General features: G+C 46.5%; 10 protein-coding genes. 5 read left to right on the top strand and 5 right to left on the bottom strand.

Going from position 1 to position 15,873, the window contains the following annotated elements:
• Positions 1-16: 16 nt before the first annotated feature.
• The gene (locus ACRJJO_RS00495) at positions 17-229 is read right to left on the bottom strand and encodes a hypothetical protein (protein WP_404358846.1); all 213 of its coding nucleotides are present in this window, start codon (positions 227-229) and stop codon (positions 17-19) included.
• Between the two features lie 251 nt (positions 230-480).
• Positions 481-1,926 (bottom strand): sigma-70 family RNA polymerase sigma factor, encoded by a 1,446-nt coding sequence (locus tag ACRJJO_RS00490; RefSeq protein ID WP_431064042.1) that lies wholly within the window; start codon positions 1,924-1,926, stop codon positions 481-483.
• A 137-nt stretch (positions 1,927-2,063) separates the two neighbouring features.
• Between ACRJJO_RS00490 and ACRJJO_RS00485 the strand changes: the two genes are divergently transcribed.
• The 3 genes from ACRJJO_RS00485 to glgP all read left to right on the top strand — a co-directional run bounded on the left by ACRJJO_RS00485 (position 2,064) and on the right by glgP (position 7,515).
• Positions 2,064-2,978: a MerR family transcriptional regulator gene (locus ACRJJO_RS00485; protein WP_431064041.1), complete on the top strand. Its 915-nt coding sequence runs from the start codon at positions 2,064-2,066 to the stop codon at positions 2,976-2,978.
• A gap of 468 nt (positions 2,979-3,446) precedes the next feature.
• Entirely contained in the window at positions 3,447-4,784 is a 1,338-nt protein-coding gene (mgtE, locus tag ACRJJO_RS00480; protein ID WP_431064040.1) for a magnesium transporter, read from the top strand.
• A gap of 199 nt (positions 4,785-4,983) precedes the next feature.
• Positions 4,984-7,515 (top strand): alpha-glucan family phosphorylase, encoded by a 2,532-nt coding sequence (gene glgP / locus ACRJJO_RS00475; protein ID WP_431064039.1) that lies wholly within the window; start codon positions 4,984-4,986, stop codon positions 7,513-7,515.
• Positions 7,516-7,560: 45 nt separating this feature from the next.
• Here glgP and rpe read toward each other — a convergent pair whose 3' ends face one another.
• Positions 7,561-8,232, bottom strand: coding sequence for a ribulose-phosphate 3-epimerase (gene rpe, locus ACRJJO_RS00470; RefSeq protein WP_431064038.1), 672 nt, complete (start codon positions 8,230-8,232; stop codon positions 7,561-7,563).
• A gap of 217 nt (positions 8,233-8,449) precedes the next feature.
• On the opposite strand from rpe, the gene ACRJJO_RS00465 reads away from it, so the two are divergent.
• Together ACRJJO_RS00465 and ACRJJO_RS00460 are read left to right on the top strand one after the other, a co-directional pair.
• A complete protein-coding gene (locus ACRJJO_RS00465; RefSeq protein WP_431064037.1) occupies positions 8,450-8,962 on the top strand; it encodes a PepSY domain-containing protein in 513 nt (170 codons plus the stop codon).
• A gap of 573 nt (positions 8,963-9,535) precedes the next feature.
• Positions 9,536-10,156 carry a hypothetical protein gene (locus tag ACRJJO_RS00460; RefSeq protein ID WP_431064036.1) on the top strand — a complete coding sequence of 207 codons (621 nt, stop codon included), beginning with the start codon at positions 9,536-9,538 and terminating at the stop codon, positions 10,154-10,156.
• 434 nt (positions 10,157-10,590) lie between these two features.
• On the opposite strand, the gene ACRJJO_RS00455 is transcribed toward ACRJJO_RS00460, so the two are convergent.
• Positions 10,591-13,800: a type I restriction endonuclease subunit R gene (locus ACRJJO_RS00455; RefSeq protein WP_431064035.1), complete on the bottom strand. Its 3,210-nt coding sequence runs from the start codon at positions 13,798-13,800 to the stop codon at positions 10,591-10,593.
• 597 nt (positions 13,801-14,397) lie between these two features.
• A complete protein-coding gene (locus ACRJJO_RS00450) occupies positions 14,398-15,858 on the bottom strand; it encodes an ATP-binding protein (protein WP_431064034.1) in 1,461 nt (486 codons plus the stop codon).
• Positions 15,859-15,873: the final 15 nt, after the last annotated feature.

The raw sequence follows: 15,873 nt of genomic DNA, 5'->3' as shown, positions 1-15,873 counted from the left end.
GAGATGTATGAGGATATCATTCTTCTTTCGAAAAATACCTGAAGAAATCTGATTTCGGTTCCAATAACAGAGTATCTTGAGTATTTTCGAACGATTTTTGATAGTCGTTCAAGCTTCGCTGGAATGCATAAAACTCTTCATTTTTGCCATGGCTGACCGCATAGATCTCGGCCGACTTGACATCGCCACGTCCTCGTATTTGTTCGGCTTCACGATAAGCGTTGGCCAAAATAATTTCACGTTACTTATCGGCCTGCTCGCTAATTTGTTCTGCAAGTTCCGCGCCTTGTAAGCGGGTTCCCTAGCGCCTTTTTACGTTCGGCTTCCATTCAGCGAAATACCGAACTGCTGACTTCGTCGGGCAAATCTTTCGCTAGATGCCTATATCGACCAACTCGATGCCGTATTGTTCAGCGACCGGTCTTAATTTGGTTATGTTTACGTTGGCGATCCATTTGCATGCTAAACAAATCATCTGGTTTAACCGGGCTCAAGAAAATCGACTAGATCACTGCTGAATTTATTTTTTAATTTCAATAGCGCGCTGTTCTGAATTTGCCTGACCCGTTCCCGCGTTAACGACATCCGGTCGGCAATGTCTTGCAGCGTCATTTCGGTATCGCTGTCGAGTCCGAAGCGGCAATTAATGATGTCGGCTTCGCGTTCGGGCAGGGTTTGGATAGCCTTCCTCAAGCAGTTTTTCAATGCCGAATTAGCCAATATATTAATCGGTTGCGGAAAATGGTTCTGCTCCATCGAATCGACGATCGCCGGTAAATCTTCATCATCATTGATATTGTTATCGAGCGAAATGGTCGGTTGATAATTATTGACGATGGCTTTGATTTCCTCTTCGGGCAAGGCGCAGATTTCGGCTAGTGTTTTATTGGTTGGCCATTGGTTGTGTTTGACCAGATAATCGTTCATCGTTTCGAACACCGCGGCCGCTTTTGCCGCGATGTTGTAAGGCAGGCGGACCATTTTTTCCTGTCTCACCATGCCTCGAGTGATGCTTTGCTTGATCCAATAAATCGCATAAGTAGAAAAGCGCACCGAGCGTCGCCAATCGTAACGGTCAACCGCCTTAATCAACCCTACTGTTCCGTCTTGAATTAAATCGGTAAACGGCACCGAGGAATGATGATATTGACGAGCAATGAACGTGACTAGCCTAAGGTTGCCGCTGATCATCGCACGTCTTGAGGAAATCATTCGTTGTTGCTCGATCGACGCGGATTTCAGCAATTCCAAGTCATCACCGTTGAGTGCTCGATCCTTGAGCCGGCAAGTTAAGACCTTGACGATTTGTTGCAGGAAATTAGGTAAAAGATGAAGATCGTCCAGTAATTGTCTGCATTCGGTAAATACGGTACTTGAATGCGGGTTACCTTTGGCGTCGATCACTTGCTGAAAACACTCCAATAACTTGCTTGCGAGCTGTTTAGCGGTATCCTGTGCAGCATTGTCCTTTTGTACAGGTTCGAGACTGTTTTTTCTGATAAGTTCGGATAAGTCGATACCATCGCCGATAGCGCTAATAAATTCGCCGGCAACAACCGACAGTCCCGAATCCGAATAAATCATCAAACGCGATAAATTTAAGCGACTTTGTTCCATTTGTTGAGCTAGCGAGGTTAATTCCTCGGGAGTCAAAACCGATGCATTTTGCTGATGGATCAATAACTCGTCGCCTCCATTCTGCATGAATGTCATTGCATCATTCGATGAGGACAGCACTTCGGTTTCCGCAAATAATTCGGCATCGACAGGTTCCGATTCGATTTCATCGGAATCGTTGTTTAGGGTGTCGATTTGCGGTTGCCTTGAATGCATTAGTTCCGTTTCAAAGGAGGTTTCCTTATAAAAGCCTCGAAAACTGCCGGAACGGTACTGATTGTTTAGCACTGAATAGTTCATTTGGGTCATAGTGGATTGCCCCTTACCAGGTAACTGGTTATATACCCTGAGTAAATACTTTGTTAAATCAACTAAAGCTTGGATTAAACATTACTCCTGAGTACAATGTTTGTCAAACATTAATCATAAACAAAACCTGTGCATAAATGTATACAATAAAAACCGTGACCTCGCTCACAGGCATAAACACAGAAACACTTAGAGCTTGGGAAAGGCGCTACGGAACTGTTAATCCCGTTAGGGACAGCAAAGGCCGGCGTCTTTATACTCAGCAAGATGTCGAACGTTTGACGCTGTTGCTGGCAGCCACTCAGCAAGGTTTTACGATTAGCAAAATCGCAGATTTGAGTAACGATGAGTTACAGAATCTGTTGAACGCCAACCGAAATGCGCCTAATGCCAATCAGGAATTGTTTTTTGTGCGGATTGTCGATGCTCTGTTGCAGTTTCGCATGGATGTTTGCGAAGACTTGCTTAGGAGAGCGCTGATCGCAATGGACCCCCTCAGCTATGCCCGGGAGGTTCTTTTGCCGACTCTGGAAAAAGTCGGTAATCTTTGGCATGAAGGTAAATTGACAATTGCTCAAGAGCATTTATTTTCCGCCTGTGTTAAACGAATCGTGTTAAGTATGGTGAATCACGAACAGCCATTTTCCGGAACCAATCCCGGTGTGATGTTTGCAACCATGACCGGAGAACATCACGAATTTGGCATATTGCTGAGCTGTTGGTTAGCCGCTAGCCAGCGATGTAAATGCTATTACATTGGTCCCGATTTGCCGTGGGAAGACTTGTTAAACGCCGGAAACCGGCTCAAGCCTTCTGTTATCGTGATGAGTTTTGCTAATACCCCGCCTGAACAAGCTATGATTCAAAACTTAAATAATCTGTCCGAAGCGTTGCCGAAAGATATCCAGTTATGGGTCGGCGGTACCGGTGCATACTATTTGTTCAAGTCGAATCAACTGCCGGAAAGGTCGGTTTTTACCGCTAGTCTTGACGACTTTTACCATCGAATCGGTCGTATGATTGAAAGTTGTACGCTCTCTCGGCCGTATTAGCGATTCTCGATTGATTTAAGCTCTGACTTTTCAATACATGAAAAGTTCTTAATTTCTTATGGATTCAGTAGGTTTTTTTAATTTACTCGTTCAAATGACATGAAGACGAGGTTTTTATTGCATTCACGGTAAATGGCTTTCATAATTGAATGCTTATTTAACACAGAACTATTGCCTGTTATTTTTTATTTCGATGATCAGATTCTCTTTTGCTCACCCAATCCCAATGCAAGCTTGTTTTGGTCGTATAACGTCCGAACGGTTGGTTTATCGCCCGAGGCCGTGCGCAGTTGTTTCGGAGTGTAGAGGTCGTTTTATCAAATACAAGGTATTAAATGTCTTTAATAATCAAAAATATATTTAAAATGGGTAGCCGAATAATAATGTGAAAAGGGCCCGGACGGGCCCTTTTTTTTGGCTTAACGTTTTCACAGTCCCGTTTAAGGGACCCATTTAGGGAGGACAGCAATGAACGAAGAAATCAGTCATTTGGTCGAACGTCTTAACGAAGCTGAAAATGAAGATCAAAAAACTGTATTTGAACAAGCCATAGAAGAACTAGAAAGTACCGAATTGGCATTATTGTTGGAATCCCTGCCCTTGCATCAACGTTTGGAACGTTGGCAGCAGGTTCCTGTCGAAGATCGTGTCGATGTTTTGGTCGCCATGCGTTCCGAGCCCAGACAGACGATCATCGAAAGCTTCGAAGAATCGGAATTGCAGAGTTTGCTGAGCGGCTTACATGCTGAGGATTTGATCGAGCTGGCGGAAACATTGCCGGAATCGGTGATCGATACGGCGCTTGGTAATATGGATGCCAGTCAGCGCAAGCATTATCAGTTGTCGGCGCAATATGATGATGAACGAATCGGCCGCTATGTCGATCACGAGTTATTGATTTTGCCAAGGACGGCAAGGGTTAGACAGGCAATGCGCTTGATCCGCAAAAATCTGCCCGAGTACACCGATTGCATTTATCTGATTCAGCGTAATGGTGCTTTCGTCGGCACCGTTCTCGTTCATAAATTGTATGCTGCAGACCCTCTTACACCATTGATCGAATTATGCATTGACGATCCTGTTACTGTATCGGCGGATAATTATTTAACCGATGCTGCGGAAAAGATGGAACATTCGGGGCTAACTGCATTGCCGGTCATCGATGCCAATCAACTCTTATTAGGTAGAATTACCTTGCGCTTGGCTTTGGAAATTACTCGCGAAGAATATGAAAGCCAATTGATGGCAACCGCGGGTATGGATGAAGACGAAGATTTATTTGCTCCAGTGATTCGTAGCTCCAAACGCCGAGCGACCTGGTTAGGAATCAATTTGTTAACGGCTTTTCTGGCCTCTTGGTCCATCGACTTATTTGAAGGTACATTACAGCAAATCGTTGCATTAGCGGTATTGATGCCGATTGTCGCATCGATGGGCGGGATTGCCGGCAGTCAGACCTTGACTTTGATCATCAGAGGCATCGCGTTAGGTCAAATCAGCAAGGGGAATTTTAAGCCGCTTTTGATTAAAGAAGTTAGCGTCGGCATACTCAATGGCTTGTTATGGGCTTTAGTGATCGGCGTAATTGCAGGCATTTGGTTCGGTAGTCTGTCAATCGGTTCGGTGATTGCGGCCGCGATTGTCGTGAATATTATCATTGCAGCTTTCGCAGGCGTCGTAATACCATTGGTCTTGGACACGCTCGATATTGACCCGGCCTTATCCGGTTCGGTCATACTGACAACCGTGACCGATGTTGTCGGTTTTGTTGCTTTTTTGGGTTTGGGGACCTTTTTTTTGTTGTGATAATCATTAGACTCTTTGCTACTCAAATGATGATGCCCTCGAATCAACGACGAAAGTTGAAGTTCGATAGGAATAGAGAGGCCTCAATGCTGTCATAATTCAAACCGACAATAGAAAAATTGTGCCGCTTCTTTATGCTCATCGCATTACGAAACTCGGTTTGCTAAGGGCATAGTCGTATTTTTACAGGAGAAGGCTGATGACCGCACCTCGTTTTTTTACGCCCGAATTGAGTCAAAAACTGGATGGCTTATCCGAATTAGCCTTGGATTGTAATTTTTCCTGGAGTCACCGGGCCGACGAAATCTGGCATAGATTGAATGGCTCCTTATGGGAGCAATCTCATAATCCATGGCTAGTGTTGCAAGCCTGTTCGGCGAGTTTGTTGCAAGAGCTAGCCAATAATGAACAATTTTGCCAAAAACTGCAGAGCATCGTAGCAGAGCATCGCGCCTCGCTGGCCGAGCCCCGTTGGTACCAGAACGAACTCGAACAAAGCACTAAGCTAACGCAAATCGCCTATTTCAGCATGGAGTTCGGCCTTAGCGAAGCCTTGCCGATTTATTCCGGCGGCCTAGGTTTATTGGCCGGCGATCATTTAAAGGCCGCCAATGATTTGGGCATTCCCCTCGTGGGTGTTGGCTTGTTGTATCAAAACGGCTATTTTCGTCAAGCTTTCGACGATGACGGCAATCAAATTGCGCTATATCCCAATGCCGATACCGGTGATTTACCGATTTGTCCGGTTCGCAAGGATAACGGCGAATGGTTGCGGATAAAACTCAATACACCGTCGAAATTGTGGGTTAGGGTGTGGCAAGCGCAAATCGGTCGAATTACGCTTTATCTACTGGACAGTAACGATCCGGTCAATCATCCGGTCGATCGTTGTATTACCAGCGAGTTGTACGGCGGCGGGCTCGAAATCCGTTTGGCACAAGAAATTTTATTGGGCATCGGTGGCTGGCGAGTGTTGAGGGCTTTAGGTATTAAGCCTGAAGTTTGTCATTTGAATGAGGGGCACGCGGCATTTTTAGTACTGGAGAGAGCCCGCGATTTAATGAAAGAAACCGGGCTGGACTTTAAAACCGCACTGACCATTACGCGGGCCGGTAATCTGTTTACCACGCATACGCCGGTCGAAGCCGGCTTCGACCGTTTCAGTCCGGAATTGATCGGAAAACGGCTCGGCAATTACGCGCAAAAACTCGATATCGATATCGAAACTTTATTGAATCTCGGCCGCAATCCGGATTTAAAAACCTACGATAAATCGTTCAACATGACTTATCTGGCTATTCACGGCAGCGCTGCGGTTAATGGCGTGAGCCGCTTGCATGGCGAGGTCAGTCGACGTATTTTCAGCCCTTTGTTTCCGAATTGGCCGGCGGAAGAAATACCGATCGACCATATCACCAATGGTGTCTATGTTCCGGCATGGGATTCGCAGGAAGCCGACGAATTATGGACCGGTTTGTGCGGCAAAAACCGCTGGGTTTGCGAATACGGCGATTTGCCGGAACAATTCCAGCGGGTCACGGATGAACAGTTATGGAATCTGCGTGCGCAAAACCGCAAATGTTTGGTCGAGTTCGTCCGGGATGAATACAACCGGGAGCTCGATGTTCAAGGCAATATCTCGAAAACCGAGCGCAAAGATCAAGTGCTTCGCTTATTCGACCCTAATGTCATGATTATCGGCTTTGCCCGCCGTTTTGCAACTTATAAGCGCCCTAACCTGCTGTTGACCGACCCCGATCGTTTGGCCGCGTTATTAACCAATCCCAATCGGCCGGTACAATTGGTTATCTCGGGTAAAGCTCACCCGGCCGATTTGCCTGGTCAAGTGTTGATCCGAGCTTGGCATGAATTTATCCGTCGGCCTGAAATCAGGGAGCGTGCAATTTTTTTGAGCGATTACGATATGATTACCGCCGAATATTTGGTTCAAGGGGTCGACCTTTGGATCAACACGCCAAGACGTCCTTGGGAGGCTTGCGGAACCAGCGGCATGAAAATTCTGGTTAACGGCGGCTTGAATCTATCCGAACTCGACGGCTGGTGGGCAGAAGCGTATCGCCCCGAAGTCGGCTGGTCATTGAACGGGCAAGAGGTCGAACAAGCCGATCATGAACAAGCCGGCATACTTTACCGACTGCTCGAACAGGAAATAGTGCCGATGTTTTATGAGCGTGATCAAAAGGGCTTGCCGCGCCGCTGGCTAGCTATCATGCGGGAAAGCATGGCGACGCTGACGCCTTATTTTTCGGCCAATCGCATGGTCAGGGAGTATACGTCCAAGTTTTATTTACCTCTAGCCGAAAGTTATTGCAAAAGGTTGGACGGAAATATGCAGCCGGGTAAGCAGCTGATCGAATGGTTGAAACGCATCGATGATCTTTGGGCTAAAATCCATGTCGATAATGTGGTGACGGAAACCCGGGAGAACGACTACGCGTTCAGTATGCAGGTTTATCTTGGGGAGCTTAGCGAGGAAGATGTTTGTGTGGAGTTATTCGCGGAATCTTCAGGCGAAGGACGATTTGAGATTCATTCGATGGTGATAGAACAAGTGTTGGCCGGTGCTATAAACGGTTATGTCTATAGTGCGACGATACCGAAAAACAGGCCGATAAGCGATTATACGCCGAGAATTAGACCTGACAATCCGGATTGCAGTTTGCCGTTGGAAGCCAATCAGATTTACTGGGTGCAAGCGCGACAAGGGTAAATTAAATCTTGCCGCGCTTGCAGTAGAGATTTAGAAAAAGCCGTTTTACTCGGCTTTTGCAATTTCGGCGCGCATTTGGTCGATGACTGCTTTGTAATCCGGTTTGCCGAAAATCGCCGAACCGGCAACGAACGTATCGGCGCCTGCTGCTTTGATATCACGGATATTGTCGACTTTAACGCCGCCGTCGATTTCCAAACGAATATCGAAGCCACTTTCATCGATTCGTTTTCTTGCATCGCGCAGTTTGGTTAATGCCGACGGCAAAAACGATTGTCCGCCGAAGCCCGGGTTGACCGACATCAATAAAATCATGTCGAGTTTATCCATCACATGATCCAGATAATGCAGCGAAGTCGACGGGTTGAATACCAAGCCGGCTTTACAACCTTGGTCTTTGATCAATTGCAAGGTTCTATCCAGATGAACCGAAGCCTCAGGATGGAAGGTAATATAGCTGGCGCCAGCTTTAGCGAAGTCCGGGATGATTCGATCGACCGGATCGATCATCAAATGCACGTCGATCGGAGCGGTAACGCCATGATTTCTTAATGCTTCGCAAACCAATGGGCCGATCGTTAAATTGGGTACGAAATGATTGTCCATGACATCAAAATGGACAACATCGGCGCCGGCCGCTAAAACGTTATCGACTTCTTCGCCTAAGCGGGCGAAATCGGCAGAGAGAATGGAAGGAGCTATCCAGTTTTGGGCCATTTTTTTATCCTCGATTAAAACAAAACAAACAATTATAGTCTTTTTTTATTAATTGATCCGCATTGATTTATTTAGTGTATTCAGTGACGCAAGCGATATCAAGTTTAAGTTCAAAAAACAACTCTGGAACTATTGTAGAGTCAGATAGACGAGGACTATAATCGAGTTGAAGTTCTGTATGTTTATAGAACTCGATCATATAGCAAGGAGAATGATTATGAACAAGAAAATGATAATTGCGTTGCTGGCACCGTTGTTCGTTGCTCCAGCCGCTTATGCGCAATTCGAACATCACAAAGGACCTATCGATAGTTGCGTGAAATCGGCGCTCGATGCCCATCCCGGCGATATAGTCACGATGAGGGCCGAAATCGAAGATGGTAAGCCTCAATATGAATTGGATATTCACGGCAAGGACGGTAAGCACTGGGAAGTCGAATGCGATGCCGCAAGCGGTAAAATAATCGAAACCGAGCGCGAAGTCGCGGTCGACGATCCGGAATTTACTTCTAAGGCTAAAGTCAGATTGGATGCGGCATTAAAAACGGCTTTGGATAAATATCCGGGCAGCCTCATGAAAATCGAATACGAAATAGAAGCGAACGACGGCGTTGCCTATGAGTTCGATATCAAAACCGCCGACGGCAAGCTGCTTGAAGTTGAAGTCGATGCGATCAACGGCAAGCTCAGCGATCCGGAAGAAGTGGTCTATCAAATCGGCTTGGATTGATAAGGCGAGTCTTAAATCTCGGATACTATTGTCGTTATACCCGTAGATCAAAATTCGGCACCGGGGGCCCGTGAAATGACGCTGTAAACCTAGCACCTAAATTCCATAGTCCTTTAGCGGACACTCAGGCGCCGAATTTTGATCTACGACGGATATAAATTCTTCGTTCCCACTGATCCAGCCTGGAAATGCATACTATTCCTTTTTGATTGAAAAACCGTCTAAAAATATAAGGTATGGGATGCGTCTATCGAGGACCGCCGTGAACCCTTCCATGGGGGCTTGACGGCAGCAATCGAACGCCAGGAATGGCGTGAATGCAGATTTTGCAGGAGCAAAAATCTGCCCTGCTGCCGACATCCTCGCTAGGCCCCCCATACCCTTATAAAATTAACTAATTTTTGACTATAAAGGGAGTAAAGTTGGCAAATGCCGCAAGGTTGCATAACCTGAAGAGGGGCATACATAATGTCTCGGCATAAGCCTGTGCTGAAATCTTGAAACAAGAGAAATGGTGAACCACATCCGCATCATGAAAACGTTTTTGACCGACTTTATTTTAAGGAGGCCGCGATGCCTAAAAAAACCGCGAAGAAGCAAAAAAACGACGAAAATCAAGAAACGCGGCAGGATTTGCAACGCCGCGCCGATGAATTCATCAATGAAGGGTTCATATCCGGTGAAATGGACGAGTGGTCCGAAGCCTTGAATAAGAAGTTTATGGGCTATATCGATGCGTACGAGGATACGAAATGGGTAGCGACCTTCAACTTACTGTTGCAATGCGGCGTCACCTTACCGAACCCGGAACAGTTGAACGATACGCAACTCAGCGCCAAATTGTGGGAGGTCATTAATGGTCTAGCGATGCTGCGCATGTTTCTCTACAGCACGGATCACCTTAACGACCGCGAACTCTACGAAATACTTTGGCATGACGTGTTGCGCGAGGAAGGTCCGGTCATGCCGTTAGACAACGACTCGGCCTTTCATATCGACATATTGGGCAGCGGCAGCGAAACGGATATTGAGCTATACCTGCGTTATTATGCGGATGAAGAAGAACGACACCGCTGGGCGCAAGATTGGCCGGAAGATATCATGCCTCCGCATGAAGAACCTCCTTACGATCGAGACCGGCACTTGCCGAGCCGCGATCAAACGCAATGGCGCATTGACGGCAAACCGTCGTAAAACGAAACTGTACTGCAACTTCGGATTTCGTTGTCTCGTTCCCAAGCTCCAGCTTGGGAACGCCTACCGTCAAGCTCTGCTTGTACAAACGCCAAACGGAGCTTGGGCTATATACACTTCCAAACTAGAGCTCTCATCGTTATACATAAGTCATGAATTACCCTTTTGCAATCTTAGCCAATGAGGCCTCGATACCATTTTTTGTCGCTTAACACTCGCGGCCTCGAAATCGCGATCTGGGGATCGCTCCCACAAAGGGTTACAAGCGCTGTAGGAGCGACGCCTACGTCGCGACTATCGAAGCCGCTAATGCCAACACCAATAGCCTTTTCGGAAGACCTAGCGCTCGGTCGCTCCGTTTTGTGCAAGTAGGTATATTTATACTTGTGTATAACGGCGAGAACTAGAGCTTGGGAGTGAGAGATTTTCAGTTTTCAAAAATGCCCGTAGCGACTTTCGCCCGCACCTTGATAATTAGCGTAGATATGCTGATAAACAAGTAAACTTTTCATATCCACTTCCTCATCCGGGTAAGTCTCTTGCGGCAACCACTGTAGACTGTGATCGATTAGGGTTTTCACTTGCGCGGCGACTTGAGTGCTCTCGCGCCAACGCTCGATTTTCAATTTTTCCGCTTTCAAGGTCGCCAATGTCGTTTTGGCGACTTCTTTGACTTTTTGCTCTTCTGCTCGGGTCAACTCCGGTTTTTTCAGCAAATCGAAAATCGCCAAAGTTTCTTCATCCAAGCCCTCGCGCATCGCTCTTTCCGTTTCCGGCATCAGCCCGTTTTGCATGAAATCATTCAGATCGTCGAATGCTTTTTGAACGGATTGAATGTCCTTGCCTTGGTTATATTCGGCAATGATGGCTTTATATTTTTCGTAAAATTCCAAACGAAGTGGGTTCTGCTGAACCATTTGCTCCAGTTTTTTTTGAATCGCTGCTTGCAGATCGAACACCACCGCATTTTTTTGCTTCGATTTGGCAAACGCCGCCCGAAGCTTATCGAAATCCAAGCAGCTCAAATCAACAAAATCGTTATCGCGGATTTCGTTGTCTCGAACGTTGACGCTAATATCGACTTCCTGTTGCAGCCTGCGGATGACATCGGAAATATCGGCCAGCTTGGTTTTCTGATTCAACTGCTCATAGATCGCTTCAATCGCGTTAAAAGCCTGAACAAAAGGTTTGACTTCGGGTTCCGGGTACAACGCCTTGTATTTTCTGAAAACATCGCGCGCCGCAACTTCGAATCGAGTCCGCATGGTTGCATTCAAACACACGGCATTGGTTGCTTGTTTTAATTGGCTCAACCTCTCCAAGGCGGTTCCGGCAAGCAATAATTTATCCAAGTCGAACGCTACGTTCTGCAAGAATTGACGTACCGTTAAAATAGCATCGGCCAACTCGTCGGCCATTGCAACCAGCATTTCCAAGGGCCGGCCCGAGTCATTTTCCTCATCGCCGTTTTTGCGTTTACCTCTAGCGCCGCCCTCGCCATAGACCGAATAGGCTTTTTCCAGTTGTTTGTATACATTGCCGTAATCGACAATCAAACCGTTTTCTTTTTCATCGTCATAGACTCGATTGGCGCGCGTGATGGTTTGCATCAGCGTATGCCCTTTGATCGGCTTGTCCAGATACACCGTTGAGACACTCGGCACATCAAACCCGGTAATCCACATCGCGCAAACTATCACTAAACGAAAAGGATTTTCGTCATCCTTGAATTCGGTTTCCAAATCGCGCTCGACCATTTTTTTGCGGTGCGGCTCAATATCCAGGCCCAATTTGGCGAATTTCCGAACTTCATTTTGTTCGGGGCTAACCACCACGCACACTTCGGTTGCTTCAACCCGTTTCAAATGATGCTTGAGTTTCAGCTCTTCTTGCTGATCGTCGGCATCGTGAATGCGCTGTTTCAGTTCGGCGACATATTCCGGCCAATATTTCATAACCAAGTCGTGCATCCGCACGGCAGTCGGTTTATCCAACGCCACAAACATCGCTTTGCCTTGATAGCCGCGGTCATTGAAATGCCATACCAAATCCCTGGCGATCGCATCCAATCGTCGCTCGGACGTTAAAATCGGATAATCCCGTTTAAACTCCCGTTCCAGTTTTCGCCGCTGATCGTCATTCAGCTCGGCATCATCGATGATATCGGACATGCGTTCGTCCAGATCGGGGTTTTCGATACCCAGCTTTTCGCCGCGATTCAAATAACGCAGCGGTAGCGTTGCGCCATCGACGATCGCCCGCTTAAAGTTATACACCGAAACATACTCGCCGAAAATATTCCGGGTCAGTTCCACTTCGTTTTTAATGATCGGCGTACCGGTAAAGCCCAGATAAGAGGCGTTGGGAATTCCTTTGAAACGCATGTTGCTGGCAAAAGCGCCGCCTTGAGTCCGGTGCGCCTCGTCGGAAATCACAATGATATTGGGGCGATCGGTAATCAGAGGGTAGTCCGTTTCCTTCTTGGGATCGATCGAGAACTTGTGAATCAACGTGAACACATAACGATGATTTTCGGTCAATAAATCACGCAAATGGTCGCGGCTCTTGGCGCGTACATTATCCTCGGTGACCGCGCCCACGCTGCTGAAGGTGTCGTAAAGCTGATTTTCAAGCTCGGTTCTATCGACAACCAACAAAAACGTGTAACTGCCGCCCAACTTACGCAGAATTTTTTGACACAGAAACACCATCGAATAGGACTTTCCGGAACCCTGAGTATGCCAAAACACGCCCAACTTACCTTTTAGCGCTTCAATATGGGCCGATCGATCGATTACCTTGTTGACGCCGATGAACTGATGGTTTTTGGCCATGATCTTGGTGACTTCGGACCCTTCGCCATCGAACAATAAAAAATTCTCGAACAAATCCAGCAAACGATGCGGCGCACAAGTGCCGCGTAGCAACGTATCGAGGCTCACCACGCCTTCGTCGTCCTCCTGGATGCGCTTCCATTCCATAAAAAATTTATACGGACTGGTCAGCGTACCGACTCGGCTATCGGCGCCATTGCTCAGAATGATAAACGCATTGCAATGCAGGATTTCGGGGATGGTGTCTTTATAGTCGGAGAGATTATTGTCAAATGCATGGCGCAAATCGGTGTGATGGGCTTTCAACTCAAAAAACACCAAAGGAATACCGTTCACAAACCCCACGACATCCGGGCGGCGGTTATACAATTTGCCCACTACCTCAAATTGCCTGACGGCTAGAAAATGATTGTTCGCCGGGTCGTCAAAATCAAAGACCTTCAAGCATTTTTTCTGCAATATCCCTTTCTCGTCCTGATAACTGATCGGAACGCCTTTGACCAGAAGATCATGTTTATCCTTGTTAATCGCTGCCGGATGCTTGTCCGCCGCTGATTCCTTCAGCACATTCACCGCTTGTTGATAAGCGGCTTCCGGTACATCGGGATTCGATGTCCGTAGCGCCTGTAACAGATAGCGCTCCAGAATCACTTCGGATTTATCCAGCCGCCCCAGCAAACCGTCGCTACGGTCGGCCTGAGTTGCCAGGGATTCATTTTGCCAGGCTGTGACCACCGACCAACCTAAATCTTCCAGGACTTCTTGTGTTGCGGCCTCACTCAGGCCGTCTTCGGAATATTCGTAGCTCATTGCAGAAAATAGTTATCCCTTTAAAAAATATAAGATTAGCTAAGTTTTTTGAGTCTTGGTCAATTATGTTAAGCGATGAGTTTTAAGTCTATTACGCCGCCTTGACTTCCAAATTTATCAGATAAATAGCAAGTATCTGATTTTTAATAACTATTGCTGAATTTCCGAATTACAGTTAAATTAAAATGTAGTAGTAGATGTAATTATTCACACCCCCTATCGTTCCCACGCAGAGCGTGGGAACGATAATTTCCGGGGGACTGAATAGTTACTAGTAGATAGCAGCAACTACTTCATTATCTGAGCTACTATCTTTGGCAGATAAATAATAAGCTATTGTTTTTTCTGTACTATCAAAAATTTTCCGAATTACAGTTAAATAAGAATCCAGTAGTAGCAACCAACAACTTCATCATTTAAGCTCCTATCTTTAACAAATAAAAACAAGACATCGATTTTTATCTACTATCATACATTTTCCGAATTACAGTTAAATAACAAATCATTGATATTTAACCATTATTAGAAATTTTCCGAATTACAGTTAAATAAGAACGCGACATTAGTAGCTACTTTGTCTGCTGTAGCCGTTAAACCTCAAACCCAATACGGCAAGTACACCGCAAATTTTTTCGAGCTTTCCGGATCTTTAATCTTTATCTTGCCTGCATTCACAGCTTCCTTGATAAGCAAAGAAATCTGCGGACTTTGCTTATCATGCATACCAAAACGCTTTCTTAACGAGGTATTGTTCATTCCGCCTGCCCCGTAGTATTGAATGATGCTGTGCTGATAACAAGCCTCGATCCGTTCTTCCCTTGTCATTTCAGCAAAAGTCTTAGGGCTGTACATGATGACTTTAAAAGAACTGTCGGTTTCTTCCACCTTCAACGGTGGCAAGCCGAATAACTCAATCGCGGTAATGGCCTTCTCAAAACCAGAACCGCGTTCCTCGCAAATATTAAAACGTCTGAATGCAGCGGCCAATACTTCGTTGCGCGATTCCGGCGTTGCCCGGATCAAGCGATCGATTTTCTTACCCGGTAACAGCTTACCAGGACTGGATATTTCGATTCGATCCGAAAAAACCTCAATCATTGGCCCACTGCCACGAATCGTAAAATCTTGATGGATCAGCGCATTGGCGATCAACTCGCGCAACGCGATTTCCGGATAAATCGACGCATCGGTTCGCAACGCATGTCTAATCACCTCGCTGCCCGGTAAAATGCCTTTCAAAAACTGAATCAACTCTTCAAAACCAATGGCATAGCCCTTATTATCCGGAAACTCCTTACTGCCCTGGGTTTTGGTTTTGCCTTCATACTGAATCACCCGCACAGCCTTACGCGCCAAACCATCAAATTGCGATAAGTTTTGCGCAGCCGCCAATGCACCGAAGTTGGTAATGTAAAAGCCCTTGCCGTCCACATCTTCGATCATCTTTTCCTGTTGCAGCCAGTAGATGATTTCCTCTTCATTGCTCGGTGTCGGCTTTTTCAACAAAGCATGAATCCCGGCAATGTCCAGCAAAGTCATCACTTCTGTAGCGTTCTTCAGGGTCGAAGCGTGTAATTCTTCAAAAACCGGGGTTTTGCTGTTCAACAGCAAAGCCGCCACATCCAAACGCGACGCCGGGCGAGTAGTTCCGCCGCTTCGAATAAAACTGTCCTCGATGCTCTTATGGAACAGATGGACTGGCTTAACCGCGCTTTCCTTGATATATACAAACAACAACGGGCAGCCATCGAACAGTTGCATCGAATGATCCATGCTCACCAACGGCTCCACGCCGGCACGGCAAAGGTTTGCCAGTTGTTCGACAATTTTGTCGGCAACCTTCTTATCTACACCGGCCGGGGTGCCGGTTTTATCTTCAATACCAAATATTAGAAATCCGCCGCCCGGTAGATTGGCGAAGGCGCATAAGTGCTGGCACAGCTTGTCTTTTTTCGGCGATAGGTTGGATTTCCAGTCCAGTTCGTTCAATTCTTGCGGCACAGGCGACAGGCTGCTTTGCAGGTATGCGATGGCTTTGCTGATCCAGGGTTTTATCATCGAGGCATCAATCCC

Origin of the sequence: Methylotuvimicrobium sp., from assembly GCF_050611805.1 — a bacterium.
Lineage (GTDB): Bacteria > Pseudomonadota > Gammaproteobacteria > Methylococcales > Methylomonadaceae > Methylotuvimicrobium.
This window is presented reverse-complemented; position numbering and strand designations above follow the sequence as displayed.

Excerpts from the sequence above, each read along its gene's own strand:
- ACRJJO_RS00465 (WP_431064037.1), top strand. The coding sequence starts at position 8,450 with ATGAACAAGAAAATGATAATTGCGTTGCTGGCACCGTTGTTCGTTGCT.
- ACRJJO_RS00460 (WP_431064036.1), top strand. The coding sequence starts at position 9,536 with ATGCCTAAAAAAACCGCGAAGAAGCAAAAAAACGACGAAAATCAAGAA.
- ACRJJO_RS00450 (WP_431064034.1), bottom strand. The coding sequence starts at position 15,858 with ATGATAAAACCCTGGATCAGCAAAGCCATCGCATACCTGCAAAGCAGC.
- glgP (WP_431064039.1), top strand. The coding sequence starts at position 4,984 with ATGACCGCACCTCGTTTTTTTACGCCCGAATTGAGTCAAAAACTGGAT.
- ACRJJO_RS00490 (WP_431064042.1), bottom strand. The coding sequence starts at position 1,926 with ATGACCCAAATGAACTATTCAGTGCTAAACAATCAGTACCGTTCCGGC.
- rpe (WP_431064038.1), bottom strand. The coding sequence starts at position 8,232 with ATGGCCCAAAACTGGATAGCTCCTTCCATTCTCTCTGCCGATTTCGCC.
- mgtE (WP_431064040.1), top strand. The coding sequence starts at position 3,447 with ATGAACGAAGAAATCAGTCATTTGGTCGAACGTCTTAACGAAGCTGAA.
- ACRJJO_RS00455 (WP_431064035.1), bottom strand. The coding sequence starts at position 13,800 with ATGAGCTACGAATATTCCGAAGACGGCCTGAGTGAGGCCGCAACACAA.
- ACRJJO_RS00485 (WP_431064041.1), top strand. The coding sequence starts at position 2,064 with ATGTATACAATAAAAACCGTGACCTCGCTCACAGGCATAAACACAGAA.